At 38.0% G+C, this 21,845-nt stretch carries 20 protein-coding genes and 1 rRNA gene; 8 read left to right on the forward strand and 13 right to left on the reverse strand.

Translation table 11 applies throughout. The annotated features are described in order from the left end of the window. Positions 1-15: 15 nt before the first annotated feature. A 5S ribosomal RNA gene (rrf, locus tag FXW07_RS14315) occupies positions 16-137 on the forward strand. An 80-nt stretch (positions 138-217) separates the two neighbouring features. Here rrf and FXW07_RS14320 read toward each other — a convergent pair. Both FXW07_RS14320 and FXW07_RS14325 read right to left on the reverse strand, forming a co-directional pair. Next, a complete protein-coding gene (locus FXW07_RS14320) occupies positions 218-358 on the reverse strand; it encodes a hypothetical protein (RefSeq protein WP_229396016.1) in 141 nt (46 codons plus the stop codon). Between the two features lie 284 nt (positions 359-642). Beyond that, positions 643-831, reverse strand: coding sequence for a hypothetical protein (locus FXW07_RS14325; RefSeq protein WP_048107671.1), 189 nt, complete (start codon positions 829-831; stop codon positions 643-645). A 674-nt stretch (positions 832-1,505) separates the two neighbouring features. Between FXW07_RS14325 and FXW07_RS14330 the strand changes: the two genes are divergently transcribed. Then, positions 1,506-2,624 carry an AAA family ATPase gene (locus FXW07_RS14330; RefSeq protein WP_229396017.1) on the forward strand — a complete coding sequence of 373 codons (1,119 nt, stop codon included), beginning with the start codon at positions 1,506-1,508 and terminating at the stop codon, positions 2,622-2,624. 346 nt (positions 2,625-2,970) lie between these two features. Then, positions 2,971-3,231 carry a hypothetical protein gene (locus tag FXW07_RS14335; protein WP_229396018.1) on the forward strand — a complete coding sequence of 87 codons (261 nt, stop codon included), beginning with the start codon at positions 2,971-2,973 and terminating at the stop codon, positions 3,229-3,231. A gap of 221 nt (positions 3,232-3,452) precedes the next feature. Here FXW07_RS14335 and FXW07_RS14340 read toward each other — a convergent pair whose 3' ends face one another. Both FXW07_RS14340 and FXW07_RS14345 read right to left on the reverse strand, forming a co-directional pair. Beyond that, positions 3,453-4,370: a ribonuclease Z gene (locus tag FXW07_RS14340; protein ID WP_229396019.1), complete on the reverse strand. Its 918-nt coding sequence runs from the start codon at positions 4,368-4,370 to the stop codon at positions 3,453-3,455. Positions 4,371-4,521: 151 nt separating this feature from the next. After that, complete coding sequence (locus tag FXW07_RS14345) at positions 4,522-6,405, reverse strand: alpha-amylase family glycosyl hydrolase (RefSeq protein WP_229396020.1); 1,884 nt, start codon at positions 6,403-6,405, stop codon at positions 4,522-4,524. A 464-nt stretch (positions 6,406-6,869) separates the two neighbouring features. On the opposite strand from FXW07_RS14345, the gene cobA reads away from it, so the two are divergent. From cobA to ahbC, 4 genes are all read left to right on the forward strand, one after another. Beyond that, complete coding sequence (gene cobA, locus FXW07_RS14350; RefSeq protein WP_229396021.1) at positions 6,870-7,637, forward strand: uroporphyrinogen-III C-methyltransferase; 768 nt, start codon at positions 6,870-6,872, stop codon at positions 7,635-7,637. A 40-nt stretch (positions 7,638-7,677) separates the two neighbouring features. Continuing rightward, positions 7,678-8,469, forward strand: a complete 792-nt coding sequence (locus FXW07_RS14355; protein ID WP_229396022.1) for a uroporphyrinogen-III synthase — start codon at positions 7,678-7,680, stop codon at positions 8,467-8,469. Positions 8,470-9,755: 1,286 nt separating this feature from the next. Further along, the gene (locus FXW07_RS14360; RefSeq protein WP_229396023.1) at positions 9,756-9,902 is read left to right on the forward strand and encodes a hypothetical protein; all 147 of its coding nucleotides are present in this window, start codon (positions 9,756-9,758) and stop codon (positions 9,900-9,902) included. A 516-nt stretch (positions 9,903-10,418) separates the two neighbouring features. Continuing rightward, positions 10,419-11,618 (forward strand): 12,18-didecarboxysiroheme deacetylase, encoded by a 1,200-nt coding sequence (ahbC, locus tag FXW07_RS14365; protein WP_229396024.1) that lies wholly within the window; start codon positions 10,419-10,421, stop codon positions 11,616-11,618. 444 nt (positions 11,619-12,062) lie between these two features. Here the strand turns inward: ahbC and FXW07_RS14370 are convergent, their stop codons facing one another. The 8 genes from FXW07_RS14370 to FXW07_RS14405 form a co-directional block, all read right to left on the reverse strand. Further along, positions 12,063-12,470: a DUF1699 family protein gene (locus FXW07_RS14370; protein WP_048121952.1), complete on the reverse strand. Its 408-nt coding sequence runs from the start codon at positions 12,468-12,470 to the stop codon at positions 12,063-12,065. Between the two features lie 1,122 nt (positions 12,471-13,592). Then, on the reverse strand, positions 13,593-14,075 hold the full coding sequence (gene fae / locus FXW07_RS14375) for a formaldehyde-activating enzyme (protein ID WP_048158387.1): 483 nt from the start codon (positions 14,073-14,075) through the stop codon (positions 13,593-13,595). Between the two features lie 366 nt (positions 14,076-14,441). Next, positions 14,442-14,732, reverse strand: a complete 291-nt coding sequence (locus tag FXW07_RS14380; protein WP_229396025.1) for a hypothetical protein — start codon at positions 14,730-14,732, stop codon at positions 14,442-14,444. A gap of 280 nt (positions 14,733-15,012) precedes the next feature. After that, positions 15,013-15,822 carry a winged helix-turn-helix domain-containing protein gene (locus tag FXW07_RS14385; protein ID WP_229396026.1) on the reverse strand — a complete coding sequence of 270 codons (810 nt, stop codon included), beginning with the start codon at positions 15,820-15,822 and terminating at the stop codon, positions 15,013-15,015. A gap of 661 nt (positions 15,823-16,483) precedes the next feature. Beyond that, positions 16,484-16,774 (reverse strand): hypothetical protein, encoded by a 291-nt coding sequence (locus tag FXW07_RS14390; RefSeq protein ID WP_048121945.1) that lies wholly within the window; start codon positions 16,772-16,774, stop codon positions 16,484-16,486. Positions 16,775-17,197: 423 nt separating this feature from the next. Next, complete coding sequence (locus FXW07_RS14395) at positions 17,198-17,437, reverse strand: hypothetical protein (RefSeq protein ID WP_048121943.1); 240 nt, start codon at positions 17,435-17,437, stop codon at positions 17,198-17,200. A gap of 363 nt (positions 17,438-17,800) precedes the next feature. Continuing rightward, positions 17,801-18,172, reverse strand: a complete 372-nt coding sequence (locus FXW07_RS14400; RefSeq protein WP_229396027.1) for a DUF6516 family protein — start codon at positions 18,170-18,172, stop codon at positions 17,801-17,803. Further along, entirely contained in the window at positions 18,169-18,459 is a 291-nt protein-coding gene (locus tag FXW07_RS14405) for a hypothetical protein (protein WP_229396028.1), read from the reverse strand. The genes FXW07_RS14400 and FXW07_RS14405 overlap by 4 nt, the downstream gene beginning before the upstream one ends. Positions 18,460-18,818: 359 nt before the next feature. Here FXW07_RS14405 and FXW07_RS14410 point away from each other — a divergent pair, with 359 nt between their 5' ends. Next, on the forward strand, positions 18,819-19,346 hold the full coding sequence (locus FXW07_RS14410) for a protease inhibitor I42 family protein (protein WP_229396029.1): 528 nt from the start codon (positions 18,819-18,821) through the stop codon (positions 19,344-19,346). Between the two features lie 95 nt (positions 19,347-19,441). On the opposite strand, the gene FXW07_RS14415 is transcribed toward FXW07_RS14410, so the two are convergent. Continuing rightward, positions 19,442-21,760, reverse strand: a complete 2,319-nt coding sequence (locus FXW07_RS14415) for a hypothetical protein (RefSeq protein ID WP_229396030.1) — start codon at positions 21,758-21,760, stop codon at positions 19,442-19,444. Between the last annotated feature and the right edge of the window lie 85 nt (positions 21,761-21,845).

The raw sequence follows: 21,845 nt of genomic DNA on the forward strand, positions 1-21,845 counted from the left end.
CACTTATAGGTTGAGTCTGGCGGCCATAGCGGCAGTGTAACTCCTGTACCCATCCCGAACACAGTAGATAAGCCTGCCCGCGTTCCTTACTGTACTGAAGTGTGCGAGCCTTCGGGAACTCTGGATCGCTGCCATACTCACCTTATAATACTTTACTTTTCATAATCTGTTTTTAAAATTAGTTTTTGATTAATTTTATCTTTTTCCAGTGTCAATTTTACGTTGATAGTTCTATTTTGTTTTCTCTGTTTACTTCTGGTACTTTTTCCTTCTCTTCTTTCCAGTACTTTTTCCTTCTCTTCTTTCCAGTACTTTTTCCTTCTCTTCTTTCCAGTACTTTTTCCTTCTCTTCTTTCATGGTTGGTAACCGGGTGTTTTGTACAATGGGGTAATGTGAGAAGGTAAACGAAGATCTGATGAAAGAACTTAACGTCTCGAAAGTTGGGACTGAAGAATCATTAGTAATCCTCAAAAAAGACACCTGAATAAAACCTTGACTTACAAAAAAGAAATGGCTATTAAAAAATTACTAAATTATAGACTATAAAAATATCAACTGATTAATATGGATTCATCAAGCAAAATAAAAAAAGAATTTGTCGTTTTGGATTTAATTAGCAATTAAATCCAAAAGGTAAATTATTAAAGTTTGAGAGAGGGTCTGAATACCTCAGAACAATATTTGTCGAAGATTTGGTCTTCAACCTGCTCGAATAACTTTTTGTAATCTTTCGATTTAGGATCGTGCTTGCTCATAGTTTTCTTGACTTCAGCATTCATCTTATCAAGAGTTTTCTGGTCGAAACCTTCCGTGTTCTCCATAGTAAACATAAAAATCATACTCTGAAACTGGCCTTAATTAGGCACTACATTTTTAAGTCGTTAGTCTGCTGTATTACCGACATAATATTTATTGCTGCTAATTTAATACTTAATCTCTAAATATTCTATACATAAATATATTAGTCAGGTAATTTACTCTACATTGTTGATAGATTTTCAAACAGTTTGAAAATACGTTTCATTCAATAATTATAAGTTTTATATTATTTACCTTATATATTAGCTTTGTCTTTTACATCAGACCTTCATGTGTACTATAATAGAAACACAACCTCAAAATTCTAATATCAGAATCTTTAGAAAGTCTGTTATATGTTATATTATACAACCATTAATTCAAACATATTTCAAACAACAAATAACCTATTTGGCTACTCATATAAATATTTTACACTTATATGGGGTTCTACAGGATTTATACATTGTTACATTGAATATCTGAATATATAACAATTACCTGAATCCTGAAAAGAAACCTAACCGATAGTTACTCCAGGAGCAACTTAAAGACAGGGCTTTTAGAAGACCTTTCTCATCTTTAAAAAGTGAGCGAGCCTTTCGCAGTCGAATATTTTGCCTGGTTTATGGGGTTAATTTTATTAGCTCTTCGGAGTACTATAGTACTATAAGAGGCATAGAAAAGTATTCGAGTTGATTACAAAGTGCGACCAGTCTCACAAAGAGTGAACGCGAAAAAGACTCATGAAAGTAATACCGAGTTTGGGAGATCTACCTCTGAGCTTCTGATTCTGAAGCCTGAAGGTTATCCGTTAAGCGGCATGATGGACGAATATCCTGTTATTGAAAATCGGGATGTTTTTGAATTCTATGCCCGAGAACAGTGGAATGGATATGTTGCTCGTAAAGGAGATTATCTCTTTGATAGGCGGATGTTCCCGGATTTTGCTTACCGTATCATAGATGTGGAACCTGCAGAATCCATAATAGGAACTTCAACATCAATTATTGTAACTGAAGAAGAAAATGGGCTTCCCTCCTCGGCAGAAATAAAGAGTAGCGTTAAATTTGAAGACATAATCGGGCAGGAACTTGCAAAGCAAAAGTGCAGGCTGATTGAACGTTTCCTTGAAGAGCCCGAACGCTTTGGGAAATGGGCGCCAAGAAATATCCTCTTTTTCGGGCCTTCCGGCACCGGAAAGACCATGCTTGCAAAGGGTCTTGCGAACAAAACCGATGTCCCCATCATTCCTGTTAAAGCTACACAGCTGATAGGAGAATATGTGGGCGATGGAGCCCGCCAGATTCATCAGCTTTATGACCGAGCAGAAGAGATGGCTCCCTGTATAATCTTTATTGACGAGCTCGATGCCATAGCCCTGGATCGAAAATTCCAGGAGTTGAGAGGAGATGTTAGTGAAATTGTAAACGCTCTTCTGACCGAAATGGATGGCATAGTAGAACGCGATGGAGTATGTACTATCTGCTCTACAAACAGGATATATTCCCTGGACTCAGCTATAAGGAGCAGGTTCGAAGAAGAAATTGAGTTTGTTCTTCCTATAGAAGAAGAAGTCATCAAGATATTCGAGTCAAATGTAAAAACCTTCCCATTGCAGGTAGAGGACTGTAACTTCCGGGCACTTGCAAAGAAAGCAAATGGACTTTCGGGCAGAGACCTTGTTGAAAAGGTTTTAAAAACTGCTCTTCACCAGGCAATTATAGAAGAGCGTGAAATAGTAACAAACAAGGATTTTGAAAATGCGCTTGCAAAACTTGGCAGGAAAGACACATCTCAAGGCCCTTCTGAGCTTTACGTTTGATCCGAAGGAGGTACATTACTGCTAAACTATGAAATTTTAAGGTACTTTAAAATAAGTACCGACTTTTTGATTGCTAACTTTAAAAACTAACTTTAAAAACTAATTTTTAAATATAATTGTTTTTAATATCTAGCTTTTTAGAGTACCAGTATTTTACCTGCTTTCGGTATGATACTTTTACTTGCTTTAATGTAATGCTTTTACCTGCTTCAGTATAACACTTTTACATATTTTTCTTCTTTATGAAGAACAGGAATAATTTTATGTATAAAAATCGTTATTTTCTAACGGAACGAGTTTTATAAACTTTTAACCATATCTGAAATAATAATTAAAAGGGATCCCCATGAATGAGATACGTGAAGTCGACCGGTTTGAGTGTAAAGTTGTAAATATAATTCAAAACCTTGTGTGGAAAGGTATAACAGTAGAAGAAAATGGTACAAAAGGTAGAGTATACTTCGGAAGAGTGAATGGTGAACTCAATATTAATCATGGAGACACTCTTTATTTAGGTATCAGGCCTGTCTATGAAGTCGAAGACAAAACCATGCAGGTGACACTTTACGATGCCGAAAATAAAAAACTGGATTGGACTCTTGTCTGAACTATTCTGATTCTGTTGCGGGCAGATTATATCTGCGACAACTTCTTTTCACTAAAACTTCCGGGTGTATATCTTTGGAAATTTTTTAGTTTTTCTCTAAAGGCCATTTAGAGTCTTTTTGGAAGGTACTTTGAATTTTGATCTCAATGCTTTCTAACTAAACAATTATTTTCAACCCATCAAAACAGCGAAGAGCCATTTTGAATGTAAAGAGTTAAGCCTTATTTCGACCTGTACGGGACTTCAATTTCCATCAGGTCTTCGGCTATAATTACATTTTCAAACACTTTCTTCGAATCGGTCAGAAGAGGTTCAACATCATCAGTATACCGGGAGCTGATATGGGTAAGGACCAAACTCCTGACTTTTGCCTCCTTTGCAAGAGCTGCAACTTCTCCTGCTGTCGAATGTTTTGACTCTTCAGCCCAATCTGCCATCTCGTCCGCAAAACTTCCGTCATGTATCAACACATCTGCATTCAGGCTGGCTTCGAGAACGGGCTTGCAGGGCCTGGTATCTCCACTGTATACAACAGTTCGCCCCGGCCTTAAATTCCCCATTACGTCCTCAGGTTTTACGGTCTTTCCATTGACTTCTACCTTGTTTCCTTTTTGTAATTTTGCGAAAAGAGGGCCTGGAGGAATCCCCAGTTCTATCGCCTTTTCCCTGTTGAAACGCCCTGGGCGAGGATTTTCTATAAGGGCGTATCCGAGGCTTGAGATGCTGTGTTCGGTTTTTAAAGCCCGGATCACATATTGTTCTCTTTCAACAACATCTCCGGGTTTCAACTGGATGCCCTGGACTTCGTACTTAAGGTTGAAGTAGCCAAGGGCTTTAAAAAGCTCAGTAAATTCCCTTGTTCCCTCAGGGCCGTAAATCAGAAGGGGGTCTTTCCTTCCCATAAAAGACATAGTCTGGATCAGGCCAGGAATTCCCAGAAAATGGTCCGCATGGAAATGACTGACAAAAATAGAGGACAGGTTCATCATCCCTGTCTTTGCCCTCATCATCTGCTGCTGGGTTCCTTCTCCACAGTCGAACAGGATAAGCTCTCCTTCTCTATTAACCATTACTGCCGATGGGTTTCTGTTGCGGGTTGGAAGAGAACCTCCAGTACCAAGAAAAGTTATACGAAGCATGTTGAACTCACTAGTACTCAAATGTTGAATTCACTAGTGCTCAAGAGGTATTTATTAATTACCACCTAATGTATCCGAGAAACCCATCGTGAATTAAAATTGTTTATATTTAATATCCATCTTCAGAAAGATGTTTATGTCTGCATATGTATCAAACTGCCAATGTCCATATTTTTCCATAGTTGCTGGGAATGCTAAGCTGGACGTCCTTTCCTGCAGAAACCCCTTTTAAATTATCCTGACCATGAAGTTCTTCCCGGTAATTACCATCAGATGGAAACTTGAAATAAACTACCTGATCCTGGGCTCCGAAGTTCAATGCAACCAGGCTGAAAACACCTTTGTAAGTCCGGGAAAACATCATGATATTTCGGGACTGATATAAGGTATAATCATTGTAGAAATAATGCTCTCCTCTGGTAAACTGAGGGTTATTCCTGCGAAGCTTAACCAGTCTCCTGACAAGATTGACCAGGGACCGACCTTCAGAAGTATAAAAATATTCCCAGCGCACAGGTCTGTACAAGAGCACTCTTCCCCATCCTTCTTGAGGGAGCCAGTAGTTTTCCCCAAACTCCTGCCCCTGCCATAACATTGGAATGCCCTTTGCCATAAGTAGGCCTATCAGATAAGGCTGTACCTTATACCAGAGGGCTCGATCGCCTTCCTTCAAAAGCTCATTATCACTGGCTATTGTTCCAAAATTACAGATAAACCGGGAATGATCGTGATTTTCCAGATACTGAAGAGCGGTTTTTGTAATCTTATCTCCATTGTTTGGAATTTCTCCTGGATAACCTGAGAGCCCGAAGAGGAAACCAAGCTCGGTCAATTTTGCACAATTTCCATATATCCCTCTGGCCGCATCCAGGGTTTCGTTTTGCCAGGTACAGTTGCTGTAAGTTTTATTCAGGATTTCAACAGGTTTCTGAAGCTGCTCAGCACACTGGATTAGATTTACAGACCCTCCTTCAAAAAATCGCTGCCAGTGATCAGAAGAGCCTTTTTTTGCCTTAACAAGCTGGTATGTATCCCTTACAAGTTTGGTGTAGCCATTTTCCTCATCCTCCAGCCAGTACCCGGGAACGTAGTCGTATCTAAAACCATCTACATGATAACGGTCAAGCCAGTGATTGTTGACTGTTAAAAAGAAATCCCTGGTAAATTCCTGATTAAAGCCTGTACTTATTCCAAAAGCGTTTTCAGCAAAAGGGCCCATGAAGGGATTTTTATTCTGAGGGTATCCAAGTTCGTTGTAAACATAGTAATACGGAAAAAGATGGCTTGTATGTGCATAAACCGAATCTACTATGACCGCGATGCCTTTCTGGTGAGCCTTATCGATCAATTCTTGCATATCTTTTCGATTTCCGAAACGTTCGTCCACCCCGAAATACCCAATCGGTGCAAATCCCCAGTCTATTCTTTTCTCAACGTTTGAAAGAGGCATCAGTTCTATACAATTAATTCCGAGGTCTGCGAGGTAATCCAGATGGTCAATCGTCCCTTTGATATCATCCGCAAACTCGTTGATCATGAGTTCATAAAGGACAATTTCATTTATGAAAGGGGTTTTCCATTCCAGTTCATTTTTATCCCACGTATAGTGTTCGTACCCGAGAGTGAAAGCAGATAATTTCCCAACCCCGAATTCCCTAGCAAAGGGGTCGATAATCCAGTCAATAAGCTCTGGATTTTTTGGAGTTTTAAGGCAATATCGATAGACATATTTTCCAGGGGTTCCCCAAGCAGAAAATGGCTTTAGCTTATCTTTAGCTTCAATATTTATCGCTGCAGACCAGTAGTCCCCGTAATCTGGGTCTATTGAATGTTCCATTTCAAAGTCCATTGGAGGTATATCCTGAAGGAACTGGTCCTCTTCATGAATAACCCTCACAAAGAGTTCATATTCTCCCTCTTCCGAAATACCTGGTAAAAAAAGCCCAAAATTTATTTTCCCAAAAGTTTGTTCATCTTTCCGTGCCCCAAGCTTATGGAGCGGCAGAAGTTCAGGTTCATTTGGCAAGTTTTCCACTCCTTGATTATTTTAGAAACTATGGCTTATATTTTAGAATTAAAGTGTACATTTGAGTTCATATACAGAGTTCATATACATTAGATCATAATATATAAAAAAATGATTAAAGTCATATAATAAAGGTCACATAATAAATATATAAATATCCAATTAAGAATAAGACTCCATATAACTTGTGAAACAATATTTCGGAAAAATGCTTCTGATAATGTCCCCAAACTTCAGATTCCAGCAAATGACAACAAAATGGCTGAAAATTTTCAGGTTGTTAGTAAGGATACAGGGATTCTGGATATATTAAGTTTCAAACACAAAGATAAACAGGTACAACAATACAAATAAGTGCGATTCAAGTGCATTATTTCTGGCTTGATTTTCAGGATATTATATATTCTAAAAACTCGTTAACCTTCTCCAGATTACACGTTTCTATCCAAAAAACATAAAGGAACCGTCGTCACATGTCAGGAAATTACGGAAAAGTCTATCTTGTGGGTTCTGGTCCAGGCGACCCTGAGCTCCTTACCCTGAAAGCCCGCCGGCTAATTGACAGTGCTGAAGTAATTGTTTTTGACCAGCTTCCTGGAAAAGCTATTCTTGACTCAATGCCGGCAAGTGCGGAAAAAATTGATGTTGGGAAATACGCCGGCAACCATACCATGACCCAGGCTGAGATTAATGAAGTGCTTGTGCAGAAAGCAAAAGAAGGAAAGATGGTAGTCAGGCTTAAAGGAGGAGATCCCTATGTCTTCGGAAGAGGCGGAGAAGAAGCTGAAGTGCTTGTAGCCGAAGGAATTGAGTTTGAAGTTGTGCCTGGGATTACTTCTGCGATAGCAGTGCCTGCTTATGCCGGAATTCCTGTAACTCACAGGGAAAGCACCTCTATGGTTACTTTCATCACAGGGCATGAAGACCCTACAAAAGAAGAAAGTGGGCTTGACTGGGAAACCCTGGCAAAATTCGGCGGAACAATTGTAATCCTTATGGGTGTGAAGATGCTCGGCCGGAACGCAGAAGAACTCATGAAGCACGGCAAAGCCCCGGATACTCCTGTTGGAGTCATTGAGAGAGGAACCAGGGCCGACCAGAGAGTAACTATAGGGACCCTTGCAAACATCGCCAGCCTGGCAGAAGAAAGGAAAGTAAAGGCTCCAGCTATTACGGTTGTAGGGGATGTTGTACGCCTGCACGATATTCTCGGGGAACAGTTGACAGGAGCTGACTTTTAACCCGGCGCGGAAATAACGGGATATAACAGGAGAAAGGAATATGGCAGAAGAAAAAAGACCTGTTCTCGCAATTATGAGGCCGGAAAGCTACAGGAAAAAATCAGAAGCGCTTGCGCAAGATTACGGTTTTGAGCCCTTATATGCCTCCATGATTCAGCTTGAAGGCATAAAAGATGAAGGGTTTGAGCCTTTTATACAAAGAGTCCTTGAGGGATCTTCGGATTACGTAGTCTTTACCAGTGCAAACGGAATAAGTTTTACTCTGGACAAGCTTTCTGAAACTGAAAAGAAAGATTTCATTACAGCGCTTAAAAATCTCAAGGTAATTGCCATCGGGCCTAATACGGAAAAAGAACTCATAAGAATAGGAATTGACAACTCTTTTTTGCCGGGAGATTACAGTTCCAAAGGAATTGTAGAAGCTCTCTGTCCCGAGGTCGCAGGAAAGACGGTGGACCTTGCCAGGAGCTCTTTTGGGGCTAAAGTCTTAATAGAAGGGCTTGAAAAGTGCGGAGCTACGGTTTATGAGACCCACGTATACACTCTCAGTATTCCTGAAGGAGCGATCCAGAGAGACTTGATAGAGCGCACGCTCGCAGGGAAAGTGGATGCTTTTGCTTTTACAAGTTCGATGATGGTTAAAGGCTTTATGAAGCATGCTAAAGAGCTGGGAGCAGAGGAAACCATAAAAGAATCTCTCAGCAGGGCCTTGGTAGGAGCTATAGGAACGCCTACAGGAAATACCCTGAAAAAATATGGTGTCAATGCGGACGTAATCCCTGAAGAATTTACCTTCGAAGCCCTGATAAAGGCTATGAAAAAAGAGCTCTGAAAAGTCAGCTTAAAAGTAACTGAAGAACTGCTCTAAAAGTATGACTCAAATCGTTTTGAGAACCACGTTATATGGGAATGAGTTCATAAAACCGGGCTCTTCTCATAAAACCGTGCTTTTCTCATAAAACCAGTTCGAAATAACAAAACTTAAAAGCCCATGAGGTCTTTTGTCGTACCAATGTACGAATTTCTGGAATGGTTCAAATAAACCTTTGATACATGTCAAATTTGCTTCTCATAATCCAGGAGTCCCTTTTTTGCAGGTCAGGTGACGGGTATATCTCCACGTTTGTCATCATTAAGCACACCGAATGCGAATTCTTTACTTCTCATATTAAATATTATATTTATAGGACTTACGCAGTTGAACTGAAAAATCAAAAGCATTGGACCGTTAAATGTCTAAAACGTGATTTTAATCCACAGTCTTTGCCATAATTGATTTTGTTCCTCAAGTGCGTAAGTCCTAATTTAATATTATATTTAAGAGACAGTCTAAGTTAAAAAACAGTCTAAAGGAATTCCTTCATAATAATGCTCTCAATCCGTGTACTTTAAGTTGCAATCGACCCCGCATCTTTCCTTTAAGTAATTCTGAAATCCGTTATGAAAGGGATGAAAAATAGTCATAGATGAATTAAAACAAATCTAAAATTATGGATAAAGTATATAACTTTAGAAAATTATACACTTTAAGAACAAAATATAATTAAAATGTAATATACGGGAGGAAAAGCTAACGGAACAGATGCCAGTAAGATGTGGAGAATGCGAAATGTACAGCAGATCCTATGGATTTTGCATGAGGATAATGGAATACGTTTCTCCAAAAGAAACTGATTTCAGATGCCTGAAACGTAAAACTGTCCCGGGACAGGGTGGTTTTTAACACTTCAAAATAAGTGTTTTTGAGCTCTTTATCTCAGGACTTACGCACTTGAAGAACAAAATCAATTACGTCAAAGAATATAAAAGAATATGAATTAAGTTCATGTAATTAATGTTTTAAACAGTTACCGGTCTGATGCTGTTGATTTTTTAGTTCAACTGCGTAAGTCCGACCTCTTTTTTAAACCTAGACTTTCTTTTATATACCCTCTTTCAAAATATGCTCTTTTTTCAAACCTTCCTGCGGAACACACACGCCTTTGACTACTCTGAGGAAAAAAACTCTGCTTTTCCAGAATCGTTGCTAATACCTGGAAAAAAGAGATTTTCAAAGCCATTCCTGCATCAATCGTTATCTACGATGTCATCTCGTAACGAAGATCTTGTCAAACTGCAATGTCATTCGCAAGCCTGCCGGTTGAAGCGATAGCAATCAAAATCATGGATACTATTGCGAGATGGGAAACTCCATTCGTCGGGACTTCCGGCCCTTCTATCCCGAAAGAAAATTCAAGTCTTTGTGATGATCGACCACGTCACTGACGTTTTTAATTATGCCTTTTCAACAACAGTATACCGTTCATGAGATGAAACCATGACCAATCAAATTAACCGACGAAAAGGAAAACGGATTGAATATTTTGTCGACAGCAGGGTGGTAACAACTCCTTATAACCTGACAATGCAGGCCTTCCGGATGGATTGACCACTTTGAAATAGATGGAGAGCAGGGTATGATACTTATAGGGTCGAAGAAACAGTCAGATATCTCAAATATATATCAAATTCGAAGAGGTTTTATGTCATCGGCAAATAGATAATTTTACAAATCGAAAATATGTAATTGAGAATATTTTTCTCGGTTGACTTCCGGATATTCGGCTTTTCTGGTCATATCCTCAAGTCCGGGCATTCGGACCTTAGTTTTATAATCGTGAATGTCATATACTCACCCTGTCTCTACAAATACAAAACAATCAGAAGACTAAGTTAAAGTAGACAACAATCTCAAATTGTTTACTTATTTCTGTAAAACAATCTCAATTTTGACGGATCGACATGATAGGCATTTCAAAACTTTACTGTGGAACCGTGGAACCCTCAGATGCTCTCCGCTATGGAAGGGAATCAAAAAAGCTTCCCTCTCACTTGCTGCAGTTTTCAAAGGATAAAAAGCCAGTTGTAGTCTGGAACATGACCCGCCGCTGCAACCTGAAATGTGTCCATTGTTATGCCCAGGCAAAGGACATAGAATTTGAAAATGAGCTTTCAACGGAAGAAGGCAAAGCTCTTATCGATGACCTTGCGAGTTTCGGAAGCCCGGTAATGCTTTTTTCCGGAGGGGAACCAACCATGAGAAAAGACCTGCCTGAGCTTGCAGCCTACGCGCGTGAAAAAGGGATGAGGGCTGTAATCTCTACAAACGGGACGCTCATAGACCGGGATCTGGCAAAAAAGCTAAAGGACGTCGGTCTCTCTTACGTAGGAGTTTCTCTTGATGGGATCAGAGAAACGAATGACAAATTCAGGGGCATGAAAGGGGCGTTCGATGCAGCTCTAAGAGGGCTTCACAATTGCCAGGAAGAAGGCATAAAGGTTGGCCTGCGTTTTACCATCAACAAGCAAAATGTAAGGGATATTCCTGCAATCTTTGACCTGCTTGAAAAAGAAAAAATTCCAAGAATATGTTTCTATCATCTGGTTTATGCAGGCCGTGGCTCAAAAATGGTAAATGAAGACCTTTTCCTTGAGGAATCCAGGCAGGCTGTAGACCTGATACTCGAGAGGACAAGAAAACTTCACGAAAAAGGTTTTCCTGCCGAAGTCCTGACAGTGGATAACCACTGTGACGGCCCCTACCTGTACATGAAGCTCCTCAAAGAAAATCCTGAAAGGGCTGCCGAGGTATTTGAACTTCTTTCCATGAACCAGGGAAATTCTTCAGGGATAGGTATAGGCTGCGTATCCTGGGATGGGGCGGTACATGCCGACCAGTTCTGGAGGCACTATTCCTTTGGAAATGTGCGGGAACGCCCATTCAGTGAAATCTGGACTGACCTGAGCGATGAAATCATGGCAGGGCTTAAAAACAGAAAACCCCTGATAAAAGTTCACGGAGATCGTTGTGCCAGGTGTAAATGGCTCGATGTTTGCAATGGGAATTTCAGGGTACGGGCCGAAGCTGTATACGGAAATGTATGGGCAGATGACCCTGCATGTTATCTTACAAAAGAAGAAATTGGATACTACGAAGCCTGAAATTTCAGGCTTTATTTTATTCCGGTTTATCCAATTTCTATTATTTCTTAACTTTCCAAACAACAATTTTTTTAAATTTTCTTCTGTAAGTCTGTTGCCACTGGTTTTTTTCTTTCGAGTTATAATTTTACGATTGTTTATTTGTGGATGGCGTTTTATCCCATATGTAGACATATGATATTCATATCTCTATAATTCAAATCAGATACAAACGGATCATCAAATGCACAACAATTGCACAATAATTAAAAAAACAGATGGAGTCTCCCTGCCCCGGAAAGCTCACGCTACTGTCCAGGATCAGGGAACCTATTAAGGCTCCTTAAAAATTGAAGGTTTAAGCTGGAATTTGGATGATAAAGGATATTCTCAAAGATTTGAGACTATTCATATGGCTTTATCTGCACTCAAGAATCTAGTGAAAATTTCTGAGCTGATACTTATTCAGGCAGAAGCTTCCTTGGTCAGGATATATGCAACCATCTCAGGATTTAGTTTGCTTTCCCTTGCGACCTTTTCTTCGATTCTTTCAGCAGGTGTTCCCTCTGATTTTAGCTCCCTTATTTTGTCAATGACTGAAGAAGGAATACTGTAGTATTCGTTAATATCCTTCCTGTGACCCCAGACATCGCCTTCGATAAGCTGGATCCTCTGCATCTCAAGGAACATTTCTATAGATTTCGAAACCGTGCGCCTATAAGATTTGGGCAACTGAATTACCTCAATTTTCGGACAGGTTTCAACGAGTGCAAAAATGTCTTTGTTCGAAGGTCTGAAGGCCAGATGAACAACACGCTCATTAGGATTGAGAGTGAATATTTCCTCTCTGGAACTAACTACTCTAATCTTCATGTATGTAATTCCCCCACTATAAAGTTCTTATTTTTTTACCTCAATATAAACTACTTATACTTATTATAAATATTTATCTGCCCGCGCTTTTATTTTTTACGCAGTCATTAAGTCTCCAATATCCGTTTCGGTCCTCATAAAGGCCGGTAAAAGCCTGGAAAGAATAAGACCTGCAAAAATAATCATAACTCAGAAATTTTAGTTCTAGTGAGAACTTTCTCAGCAAGGAACTAATAGAAAAAAACAAGAAACTGTCTCTGAACGTGCTCCCGAATGCGCTCCTTTAAGCACTCTTAAATGTACTCTTGAAAGACTCCAAACACAGAGATACTATACTCATAAAATTTGAGAAATATTCTGGCAATACAACATTGTGCGTATAACCATACAGTAGTGCAAAACCCTGAAAGAAAAAGCCAGCCTGCTATCATATAATCTGATGTCAGATCATCTGACAGCTTCATACTTAAGAGGAATAGAAAGATAAAATCCAGAAATTAAAAACAAAAAACAGGAAATAATTTTGGGATAAAGATATTCTTTGAGAAATACAATTGTCCCAGAAGGGAAAATAAGGACTGAGGTTACCTACTACCGGAAAAAGCAAGGTAGCAGCCTACTGCGTATATATTTTTCCGATTAACTATTAACACAAACTTTACGATAAACTTTTAGTTTCTGGCTTCTTTTAACTAAAAAATAATTAGTAGATTCGGCATTTGGTCAGTTGAATGTGTTATCACTTTAGAATCCTGAGCTAATAATATGGTTTTCTGATCCTGTTTTCAAATAAGATTGGGTTTCTATTCCTTACAGGCTTCTTTAGTTTCTGAGAGACACATATTGGGAATTGAGGCTAGAGATATAGCATTAGAGCCTGTCGTTGAAGTGGGGTGGTATAACGTGCTGTAGTATAACGTGCTGTATATGTCAGGCACTATTTACTCTGGAAGGACCAGCTGTTCAGAGATACTGCAAGCCAGGATTATTTAGAAAAGACTGCAGGCAGAGTCTCTCTTAGAGTAAATAAAAACTCTGAGATCCCACTGTCCGCAGTTTAAGAAGTCAAGTTTCAACCTGAAACAAATTGCTTTTGAAGTTTAAATTGTGCTGAATTATAATTCAGGCAAACGGGTGTTTTGCTGAATCTTTTTTAGCAAGCGCTTCTTCGACAGTAGGACTGCCTTCCATAGCTCTTGCTATTGCAAGCTTTGTTGCTTCATAATTAAATTCGTAAACTTTGTCCTTATCTTTCGCATCCCATTCAATAAATACGGAAACGATAATAAAAGTGTCATCAGCCTGTTCTTCAGGAAGCACTCCATCAGCTACAGAATCCATAACTGCCTTTGCGACTGCAGCCTGAGCCGGTCCGAACATAAGAGCAGCTTGCGATACGTTTTTTATCGTCACCTTATTTACGAGCAAGGTTACAGGTTTGGGCTGGAGATTTGGTTCCAGGACTGCAAGAAGTGGGGTATGACCCTGTCTGGGCATTGCGAGCGAATTCATAAACGCTGCTTCAACTGGGCCTCCTCTAGGTCCGATAACCAGGTCTATGTGTGCAACTTCCGGACCGGAGCCTATGAGAGCTTCTCCTACCATACTTTTTAGGATATTTTTGACCAGATTTAACACCTCAGCATATTTTACAACCAAAGACTTAATACCCAAAATCGCCAGAGAGAAAAGAATCAATTTTCATATCATCAATGGATATGATGGCGAATTAGTTATTAAGCATGATTACTCCTTAGGGAGAATGATTAACCCTGTTAATACTTATACACATACATAAATAATTTGCCAATTCTGGGTTAAATAGGGAAACGAAAACAGGAGTTTGAAATCCAGGCGCAAAAGGGAATAAGTAAATTATACAGAAAAACAGAAATGTTCAAATAAAGCTTCAAAAGGCAAAACTATGCCGATAAAGCTTCAATGTAATAGCTGGAAACTTAATGTCTCGGTTCAAAAAGAAATACCTGAAAGGATTTCAAGTCTTTTGTTCCAGTGGTCCAGCCCTCTTTTTGCTGCATACCAGTCGAAAAAACTGCTTTCTTTATTTCGATTTGGGGTTTCAAGTTTTGCCTGGAGTTCAGCAGAACTGAACCCAAATTTTGTTTCAAAATCCCTGCAGATTGCAGAATAACTTTTGATCTTATACCTGGCAACGTGCTTTTCATGTTCAAGAGCCGAGCGAATAGCCTCAGTCACTTCCTGAGGCGAGAAATTAGTTTCGATATTAAGCGTGAAACTCATAGTTATCCCCCACTAATATTAGCCTCTTATTCCATTAAACAGTTATTGAAGGTAAATGGTTAGACACGCTTGCTACCTGAAAACCTCTATATTTTAAGCTTTTTGAACAAACTGAAAACCTTTATATTCCGAGCTTTATATATTCCAATCTTTATATATTTTGAGCTTTACATATTTTGAGCTTTTAGAACTTTTACATAAGGGTCTAACTGTTAGATGCTCACTACTCACTATTATCTGCATTTAGCTCATCTACATTTAACTCGAGATGAACTAAAACCTAATGAATTATTGCATTCGTTTTGACTGAAACCGGAAATGCTTCCTTTTGTAAGTATGAAAATAGATCGGTACCCCAGTTGAGAGCTTGAGGTTCGGAGCTGAACAGGCTTTCATGCTCAAAAAACTTTACTTGAGGAAGAATGGTGAGCAGGAAGAACCTATCTGTAACTGTAACTCCTGCGAGTTTAGAGTTTTTCGGGAAAAGAGACAAGCTGACATGTTCAAACTGAACCAGAGTTTGGAAACTTTCGCTGTAATCAGCTTTAAACCTCCTTAACACAGGCTCGGTCAGAATTAAAGAAATTTGAGTTTCTTTCTTTGCGATTTCCAGGTAGAGAGAAACAAGTGATGGATGAAAATAGGAACTGAAGCTGATAACCTGCCTTGAAAGAAGGAGATTTTCCACAAACTTTGGGTCCAGTTCGAACATATGGCTCAGATCCGGACGGATAATTTTGCAGCTTTTTAACTCCAGGATTCTACTTCGTAAAAAAAAGGGGATTCCATCGAAACTCCGTCGTGACCAGTAATCAAAATTATCTTCGAACACTTCCAGAGTACCCAGAAGAGGCAACATCTTATCTACAATCGCTTTTCCCATAATGGAAAGCTCATAAGTGTGACCCTTCTGTATAATTATTTCTCTGTCCTTAAGTCTTTTAAGCTGGGGGAGGATAGAGACAGAATCTACCGACAGGTGTTCCTGAATTTCATCTATGGATCTGGGCCCATCTTTGAGGTAAATCAGAAGGGTTCTGCGTCTCTCCGACCGAAAGACCAGTTCCATTAACCCGATTTTTGAGCCCATCCAGATCACCATTAAAAAAGCTTATCATGAAAATATAGTACGACAGTTATAAATACATTTCCATTTATTTTATACACTTAAAGATAAGTACCAGATACAAAAATACTTTTTATCAACATTTAGGGGTTATATCATCCTTAGAATCATACGAGAACATTTTAAATTTAAACACTATGTGATAAATGAGAACGAACTCAAACAGTTTCTCAAAAGAATAGTTTTTCAAAAGAATAGTTTTTCAAAAGAATAGTTTTTCAAAAGAATAGTTTTTCAAAAGAATAGTTTTTCAAAAGAATAGTTTCTCAAAGAATAGTTCTCAAAAGAATAGTTTCTCAAAGAATAGTTCTCAAAGAGTTGTAGATTAACTTTTTAAAAGTTATCAATTCATTTTTTAAAAATTGTATATCCTTCTCAAATTGTATGGATAAAAGTAAATTTCATGTCTTTGCTGAAAATTTAATAATTTAATCAAATCTGAAAAACAATGTCAAGCAATGCATTCCACTTTACAGCTATATGATAAAGTTGTTGTGCATTTCTCAGGTTGGAATATTCTCCATTGAATTTGAAAAGGATACAAAATTGAAATTGTCGATTAATTTTCTAGAAGCTTTTGAATATTCTTGCTTTTGATAAGTTTGTTGATAAGCTTTTAGAGCAGTTACATTCTGATGCCTTTAAGGAGAGCCAGCTTTTTCTTCCAGTGATCAAGCCCTCGCTTTGCAGCATACCACTCAAGATATTTATCCTCAGCGATAAGTTCTCCGGCTTCGAATTTTTGTATGAATTCGGTAGAGATCAGGTCGTAACGATCTTCGAATTCATCGCAGATCATGGCGTAGCGATCTATTTTGTATTTTGCAAGATGTTTCTCATGTTCCAGAGCCGAGCGAATAATCTCGCTTGCTTCCTGAAGCGAGTAATCGGTATCAATCTGCAAAGTCAACTCCATGTTTATCCCATTGAAAGTTATTGCTGGTACTAAAAAATAATCCTATATTTCTTTTTCTATTTTATCAGTCAAGCTTATTAGTCAAGTTTATTAGTCAAGCCATTTCTTCTGGCCTGAAACATTCAATTAATTCCTTTTTTCGTGCCTGAGGCTTATTTGTACCCTACGTTTTCACAATTAATAACCTTTTACCTCTTTTGAGCAGAAAATATAACTAAAAACTTTATATTATCTACATTTAAAAATCATGATAAATTTAAAGTGAAGGGCCTGAAATGGAAAACAATAAAGCATTAAATAATTGCAATATGTGAAAGGTAAAAGATAAAGGACAAAAAATAGGAAAAAGAAAAAGGAAAAGGAAAAATTCAGAACAGATAGTTACCTATAGAATGTGGTTTTCAGATCAAAGCCACACAGTCATCAGTTCTCGGCTAGGCTGGGAATTTTCCCGGAATTCTCCAGATTCCTGTAAACGAAAGCTGAAGAGTAAGCAAGCAGCATGAATGTAAAACCACCGAGGAAATCCGTCTCGATAAATTTTAAAATCATGCCTACGAAGAACGTAAGCTGTATAGCACACAGAACCACTCCGGTTACTGTGAACATTTTTTGACGACTGCTACTATCACTACTGTCTGGATCATCTGATTCTTCTGACATTTTATTTCAAGCCTCGCAAATAAAGGTACTAAGTGTGCTCTTTATTTAGCTCGTTTTTGTTTTGTCTTAACTTGTTTTTGTGTTTTAGTCAATCAGACCTTATTGTCGGCAGTTCTCAACTAGCTCAAAAATCAAAGAGGGTTCTCCGCAAAAGCATATAGATTAGCTCTTATGGAGTTCTTAAAATGAGACGAAAAAGCTGAAAACTTCAATGGATGCATCTGAAGGTTCAGTTCTACATTGATCCTCTGGTGCAACATTATCTGAAAAAACACGCTCCAAATTAGAGACTTTTATACAATATTCCCATTTATTGGGGATAGTATATATAACTTGCGAAGAGAGAAGCTATCAAACAAAGCATTATTCAAGATTGAGTCCTTTGTTAAGTACTAATTCAAGATTCATGGAAGGAGCAGGATACACTCCATTTGAATCATGAACGTGGTCTGGAAATGTATCCAGTTCTTTATGGTGCGGAGCATTATCCCATCTTTTTAGCAGCTTGCCTTCAGATGATTGCCACTGGTATTTATACTTGACAAGTACAGGGGCATCATTCTGAACCTCAACAAATTCAAAAAAGTAAAGTATCGAGCCGTTCATGAATTCAAGTTTGCCCTTTAAATAACCTATATAAGCTGTAACTTCCTCAAATTCAATTGAAAAATGTGTAATCAGGGAGAAATCTTTGAGTAGAGATTCTATTTTTAAATAATAATCTCTGAGATTCATATCTGAATCCCCAGGATTATTTTCAACTTCTTATTCCAGATATCAAGTCCCCTTTTTGCTGCATACCAGTCGAAGAAGTCATCGTCGTCTCCGAGTTCTCCGGAATCGAATTTTTCCATAAAAGTATCTGAGTCCATTTCATATTTTTTTTCAAGATTCTCACAAATATCCGAATACTTTTTTATCTTGTATTTAGCCACACGCTCATTCTGTTCCAGAGCTGCACGGATGACCTCACTTACCTCCTGAGGTGTGAAATCACCTTTTATACCCACAGTGAGAGTCATTTTCCTGTCACCAGATAGAAATTGTGCTTCATTTTATAATAAGGGCTCGTAACGAAATAACCTAAGTAACAAATTATTATTTGGAAGCAAAACAGATGGTACTGCTTATGAAAATGGAAAAGTACAGTGTAAAAATTGGCTTAGGTTATTTCGCGGTGAGTACTAAGATAGTTCACAGGAGCTTTGCTGCATATCAGAAAGTCATTACTGTCTTCAGCTTCCTCTAAATCTGATTTTTACATAAACAGGCATGAGACCAGAATTTAGCGACGAAATAGATTAGTGTCAATAGCATCAATAAAGAAGTAAAACGAACTTTCACTTTGAAATAAAAGAAGAGAATTTTCGGGAGGAGGGTTATGAAGAAAGTTTTAAAAGCCATAGCAATGCTCTTCGTCGTCGCTGCTATCGTCTTTGCAGCCGGCTGTGCGGAAAAGACGGGAAACATGGGAAATGAAGCTCAGGAGAATGAAACTCAGGGAAATAACGACCAGCTCCAGCCTGTAAATCCTGAAATACCAGCAAACGTGACTAACAACACGACTGAAGCTAACGAAATAATAGAGAAAGGCCAGGTAGTAACCGAAGCTGACAACGGAAAAACCATAAGCTTCAAAAAAGGAGAGAATTTTACTGTTATTCTTAGAGAAGACCCATCAGCGGGTTATTTATGGAAACTTAACCTGAGCAGTGGGCTCAGTATTCTCGACGATGAATATATCGAAGGTCTAAACCCTGAAAACCTTACAGGTGTTCCCGGAATTCATTTATGGGTAATTGAAGCCACAGCTCCGGGCAGCCAGAAGGTAAATGGCATATATATGAGGTCCTGGGAGAACATAACCGGCACGGAGGAGAAATTTACATTAAATGTTGAGGTTGAGTGAGAAGAGGTTTTGATTCTTAGATATAAGCAAAGATAAAACTTCAGTTTAGTGAGAAGTTTGGAGTTTGAAAAAAAGAGGGGTTGATAGTTATAAACTTAACTAACATTCCAGTCAATAAAATTTGAAGGCTGCTCTGGTATTTCAGTTGATTTACTCATTGTCGCTTCATAAGCTAAGTCAATCGACTCTTCTACCATTGTTTTAATTTTTAAGACACATTCATGCCAATTCGCAGATTTTTTCATCAGTGGAGACACTTGGTCATATATAAGATCAATGTCTCTTAACCTTAGTTTTGTAGATCCCATTCCGCTATAGTTATTAGCCTGAATCCAGTACTCCATAAGTTCATCTATCATCTCTTTTTTGATACTCTCCCCAAGTTCTCTTGAGACATTATTCTTTATTGCATCAATGAACTTTAACTTATCTTCATCTGAAGGTTCCCTTACCTCCCACTTAAGAGACTCATCAAGATAACGGGAGATCTGCTCACTTTCAAAACTTTTTAGGTCTCCTACTGGCTGAAGATAGTCGTATTCAATTATATTGAATTCTGCAATTCTTCTATTTAATGCCTTTATTCTAGCCCAATGCTCCTTTTTAGCTCCTTGAGAGTCAAAAGGAACTGAATAATTTCTTGTAGGTATACCTGATAAACGCATATCCCATTTCATACGAAATTTTTCAATTGAGGAATAAATACCATCACAGAATTTATCCACATCATATTGAGGTTTAGAGGCAACTATGTAAGCTAATTTTGTTTTTTTCTGTATGTGTTTGAGCAAATTACGTAACTGTTTCAATGTCCTATCTCGAAGTTCAGATTCATTTTTATTTAGACATTCTAGAAACAAACAACGTTCACTTAAATCAGATCCTAAGCGTTCAATTATAGTGGGGCCAAGATCTTTTTCAATATTTGAAAGACCATTCCTTAAAGATTTATAAACATGTTCTCTTTTATCAACTTCATTTTCAAAATTTTCGCCTTGAACTAAATCAAAATGAGTAAAAGCAATTATAAGTTTATTTGTATATCCAGAAGCAACGGCTCTTTTTAAAGCTGTAAGGGTGGAATGTTGCATTGGCTGAGTTGAATTATCCACTAAAAGAATTACATCGACAAGATCAAACATATCTTCTAATTTTTGAGGAATTGAACGAGCTTGAGCTGACTCTGCGGTATGTCCCAGGCCCTGGCCATCAATAAAAACTAACTTAGGAAAATCTTCAATTAAACTTTCAGAATAAAAAGGTCCTTGAACTCTCATTCCCTGAACCAATGGAGTTAGAAGCATCCCAAAAAGTCTGCAATTATTTGAATAAAACACACTTAAGGAATCAAGGAATTCTTTCCTATTGTTTGTCTCAAACTCCCAATATAGTGGCCACTTGTCTATTGGACGTAAAACTCCATTTTTAATAAGACTAAATCGTGACTCTATATCGTCAAGTATTTCATTTACAAGGAAAGCAAAATCTTTATTTTCATAAACAGCTTTGTAGAGAAGTTCTGAATCGAAGTATTTATTTTCAGATTTCTTTTCAATATCAGACTCCTCATCCAAAGGTATCGATTTTAACTGAGAGGAGATCTGAATTATCCTCTCAAGGTACTCATTTATTTTATTTGATTTCTCAACATCAAAGAGAAAATCTTCACTTTTCTCAGAGACATCAGATTCATCGTCATCAAAAAAACAAGACCTTTTAACATTAGATTTCTTATCCTTGTAATTTCCAAGAATATATCTTAATCTGAATGTCTGCTCTTTGTTTTCTGACAATTCTTCAAAAATTTTCTCTTTTTCGCCTTCTTTCAGTGCTTTGAGAATTGCAGAATACACACAGTCTTGAACGTAAAGTTCAGTCATCGATTTTGTAATAAAAGTTACTACTGCTTTATAATTTCCCTGTGCAACTATAACCTCAAGGTCCGAAACTGTTGCTTTTCCAGTGGTAATTAAAGGAAAGTTTTCTGATGTGGTTCCTATAAGCTGTCTTAATAAAGTTGACTTTCCAGCTCCAGTTGTCCCTACAAAAAGAATTTTGTTGTATCCATCATCAGAAGAAGGTAGTGGTAAGAGATTCTCACGGATGGGAATAGATTCATTATCTTTTAATTTTTCAGGCAAAATAGAGTCATAAAATGCAGAGGCCACCACAGGACTATACATTTTTTCAGCCATGAGTTTTCCATTTTCTCCTTTCCAAAAATCTTTATGTGAAAGAAGATCCATCATCTCATTAACAAATCCATCTGCAATTTTGGGATTTACCGTTTTGAGGCTTCTTCTTGTCCACCTACCATATTTTCCATTTGAGTTCAAGCGTAATGGATGATTAAATACTATAGACCAAATTTTACCCTCAGCAGGCCGATACTTATAGCAGTTTGAGTTACCCATATTCAGTTACCTTCTAATGGCGTAATAAAAACAAAATGAATAAGCAAGGTTTTGACTTATATAGATTAAAAGATTGCTTGAAAAT

Origin of the sequence: Methanosarcina sp. DH1 (assembly GCF_020804205.1) — an archaeon.
Lineage (GTDB): Archaea > Halobacteriota > Methanosarcinia > Methanosarcinales > Methanosarcinaceae > Methanosarcina > Methanosarcina vacuolata.

Coding starts and splice junctions, on each gene's coding strand:
- FXW07_RS14320 (WP_229396016.1), bottom strand. CDS start 358: ATGAAAGAAGAGAAGGAAAAAGTACTGGAAAGAAGAGAAGGAAAAAGT.
- FXW07_RS14325 (WP_048107671.1), bottom strand. CDS start 831: ATGTTTACTATGGAGAACACGGAAGGTTTCGACCAGAAAACTCTTGAT.
- FXW07_RS14335 (WP_229396018.1), top strand. CDS start 2,971: ATGAATGAGATACGTGAAGTCGACCGGTTTGAGTGTAAAGTTGTAAAT.
- FXW07_RS14340 (WP_229396019.1), bottom strand. CDS start 4,370: ATGCTTCGTATAACTTTTCTTGGTACTGGAGGTTCTCTTCCAACCCGC.
- cobA (WP_229396021.1), top strand. CDS start 6,870: ATGTCAGGAAATTACGGAAAAGTCTATCTTGTGGGTTCTGGTCCAGGC.
- FXW07_RS14355 (WP_229396022.1), top strand. CDS start 7,678: ATGGCAGAAGAAAAAAGACCTGTTCTCGCAATTATGAGGCCGGAAAGC.
- FXW07_RS14360 (WP_229396023.1), top strand. CDS start 9,756: ATGTCATTCGCAAGCCTGCCGGTTGAAGCGATAGCAATCAAAATCATG.
- ahbC (WP_229396024.1), top strand. CDS start 10,419: ATGATAGGCATTTCAAAACTTTACTGTGGAACCGTGGAACCCTCAGAT.
- FXW07_RS14370 (WP_048121952.1), bottom strand. CDS start 12,470: ATGAAGATTAGAGTAGTTAGTTCCAGAGAGGAAATATTCACTCTCAAT.
- fae (WP_048158387.1), bottom strand. CDS start 14,075: ATGGTAGGAGAAGCTCTCATAGGCTCCGGTCCGGAAGTTGCACACATA.
- FXW07_RS14380 (WP_229396025.1), bottom strand. CDS start 14,732: ATGAGTTTCACGCTTAATATCGAAACTAATTTCTCGCCTCAGGAAGTG.
- FXW07_RS14385 (WP_229396026.1), bottom strand. CDS start 15,822: ATGGGCTCAAAAATCGGGTTAATGGAACTGGTCTTTCGGTCGGAGAGA.
- FXW07_RS14390 (WP_048121945.1), bottom strand. CDS start 16,774: ATGGAGTTGACTTTGCAGATTGATACCGATTACTCGCTTCAGGAAGCA.
- FXW07_RS14395 (WP_048121943.1), bottom strand. CDS start 17,437: ATGTCAGAAGAATCAGATGATCCAGACAGTAGTGATAGTAGCAGTCGT.
- FXW07_RS14400 (WP_229396027.1), bottom strand. CDS start 18,172: ATGAATCTCAGAGATTATTATTTAAAAATAGAATCTCTACTCAAAGAT.
- FXW07_RS14405 (WP_229396028.1), bottom strand. CDS start 18,459: ATGACTCTCACTGTGGGTATAAAAGGTGATTTCACACCTCAGGAGGTA.
- FXW07_RS14410 (WP_229396029.1), top strand. CDS start 18,819: ATGAAGAAAGTTTTAAAAGCCATAGCAATGCTCTTCGTCGTCGCTGCT.
- FXW07_RS14415 (WP_229396030.1), bottom strand. CDS start 21,760: ATGGGTAACTCAAACTGCTATAAGTATCGGCCTGCTGAGGGTAAAATT.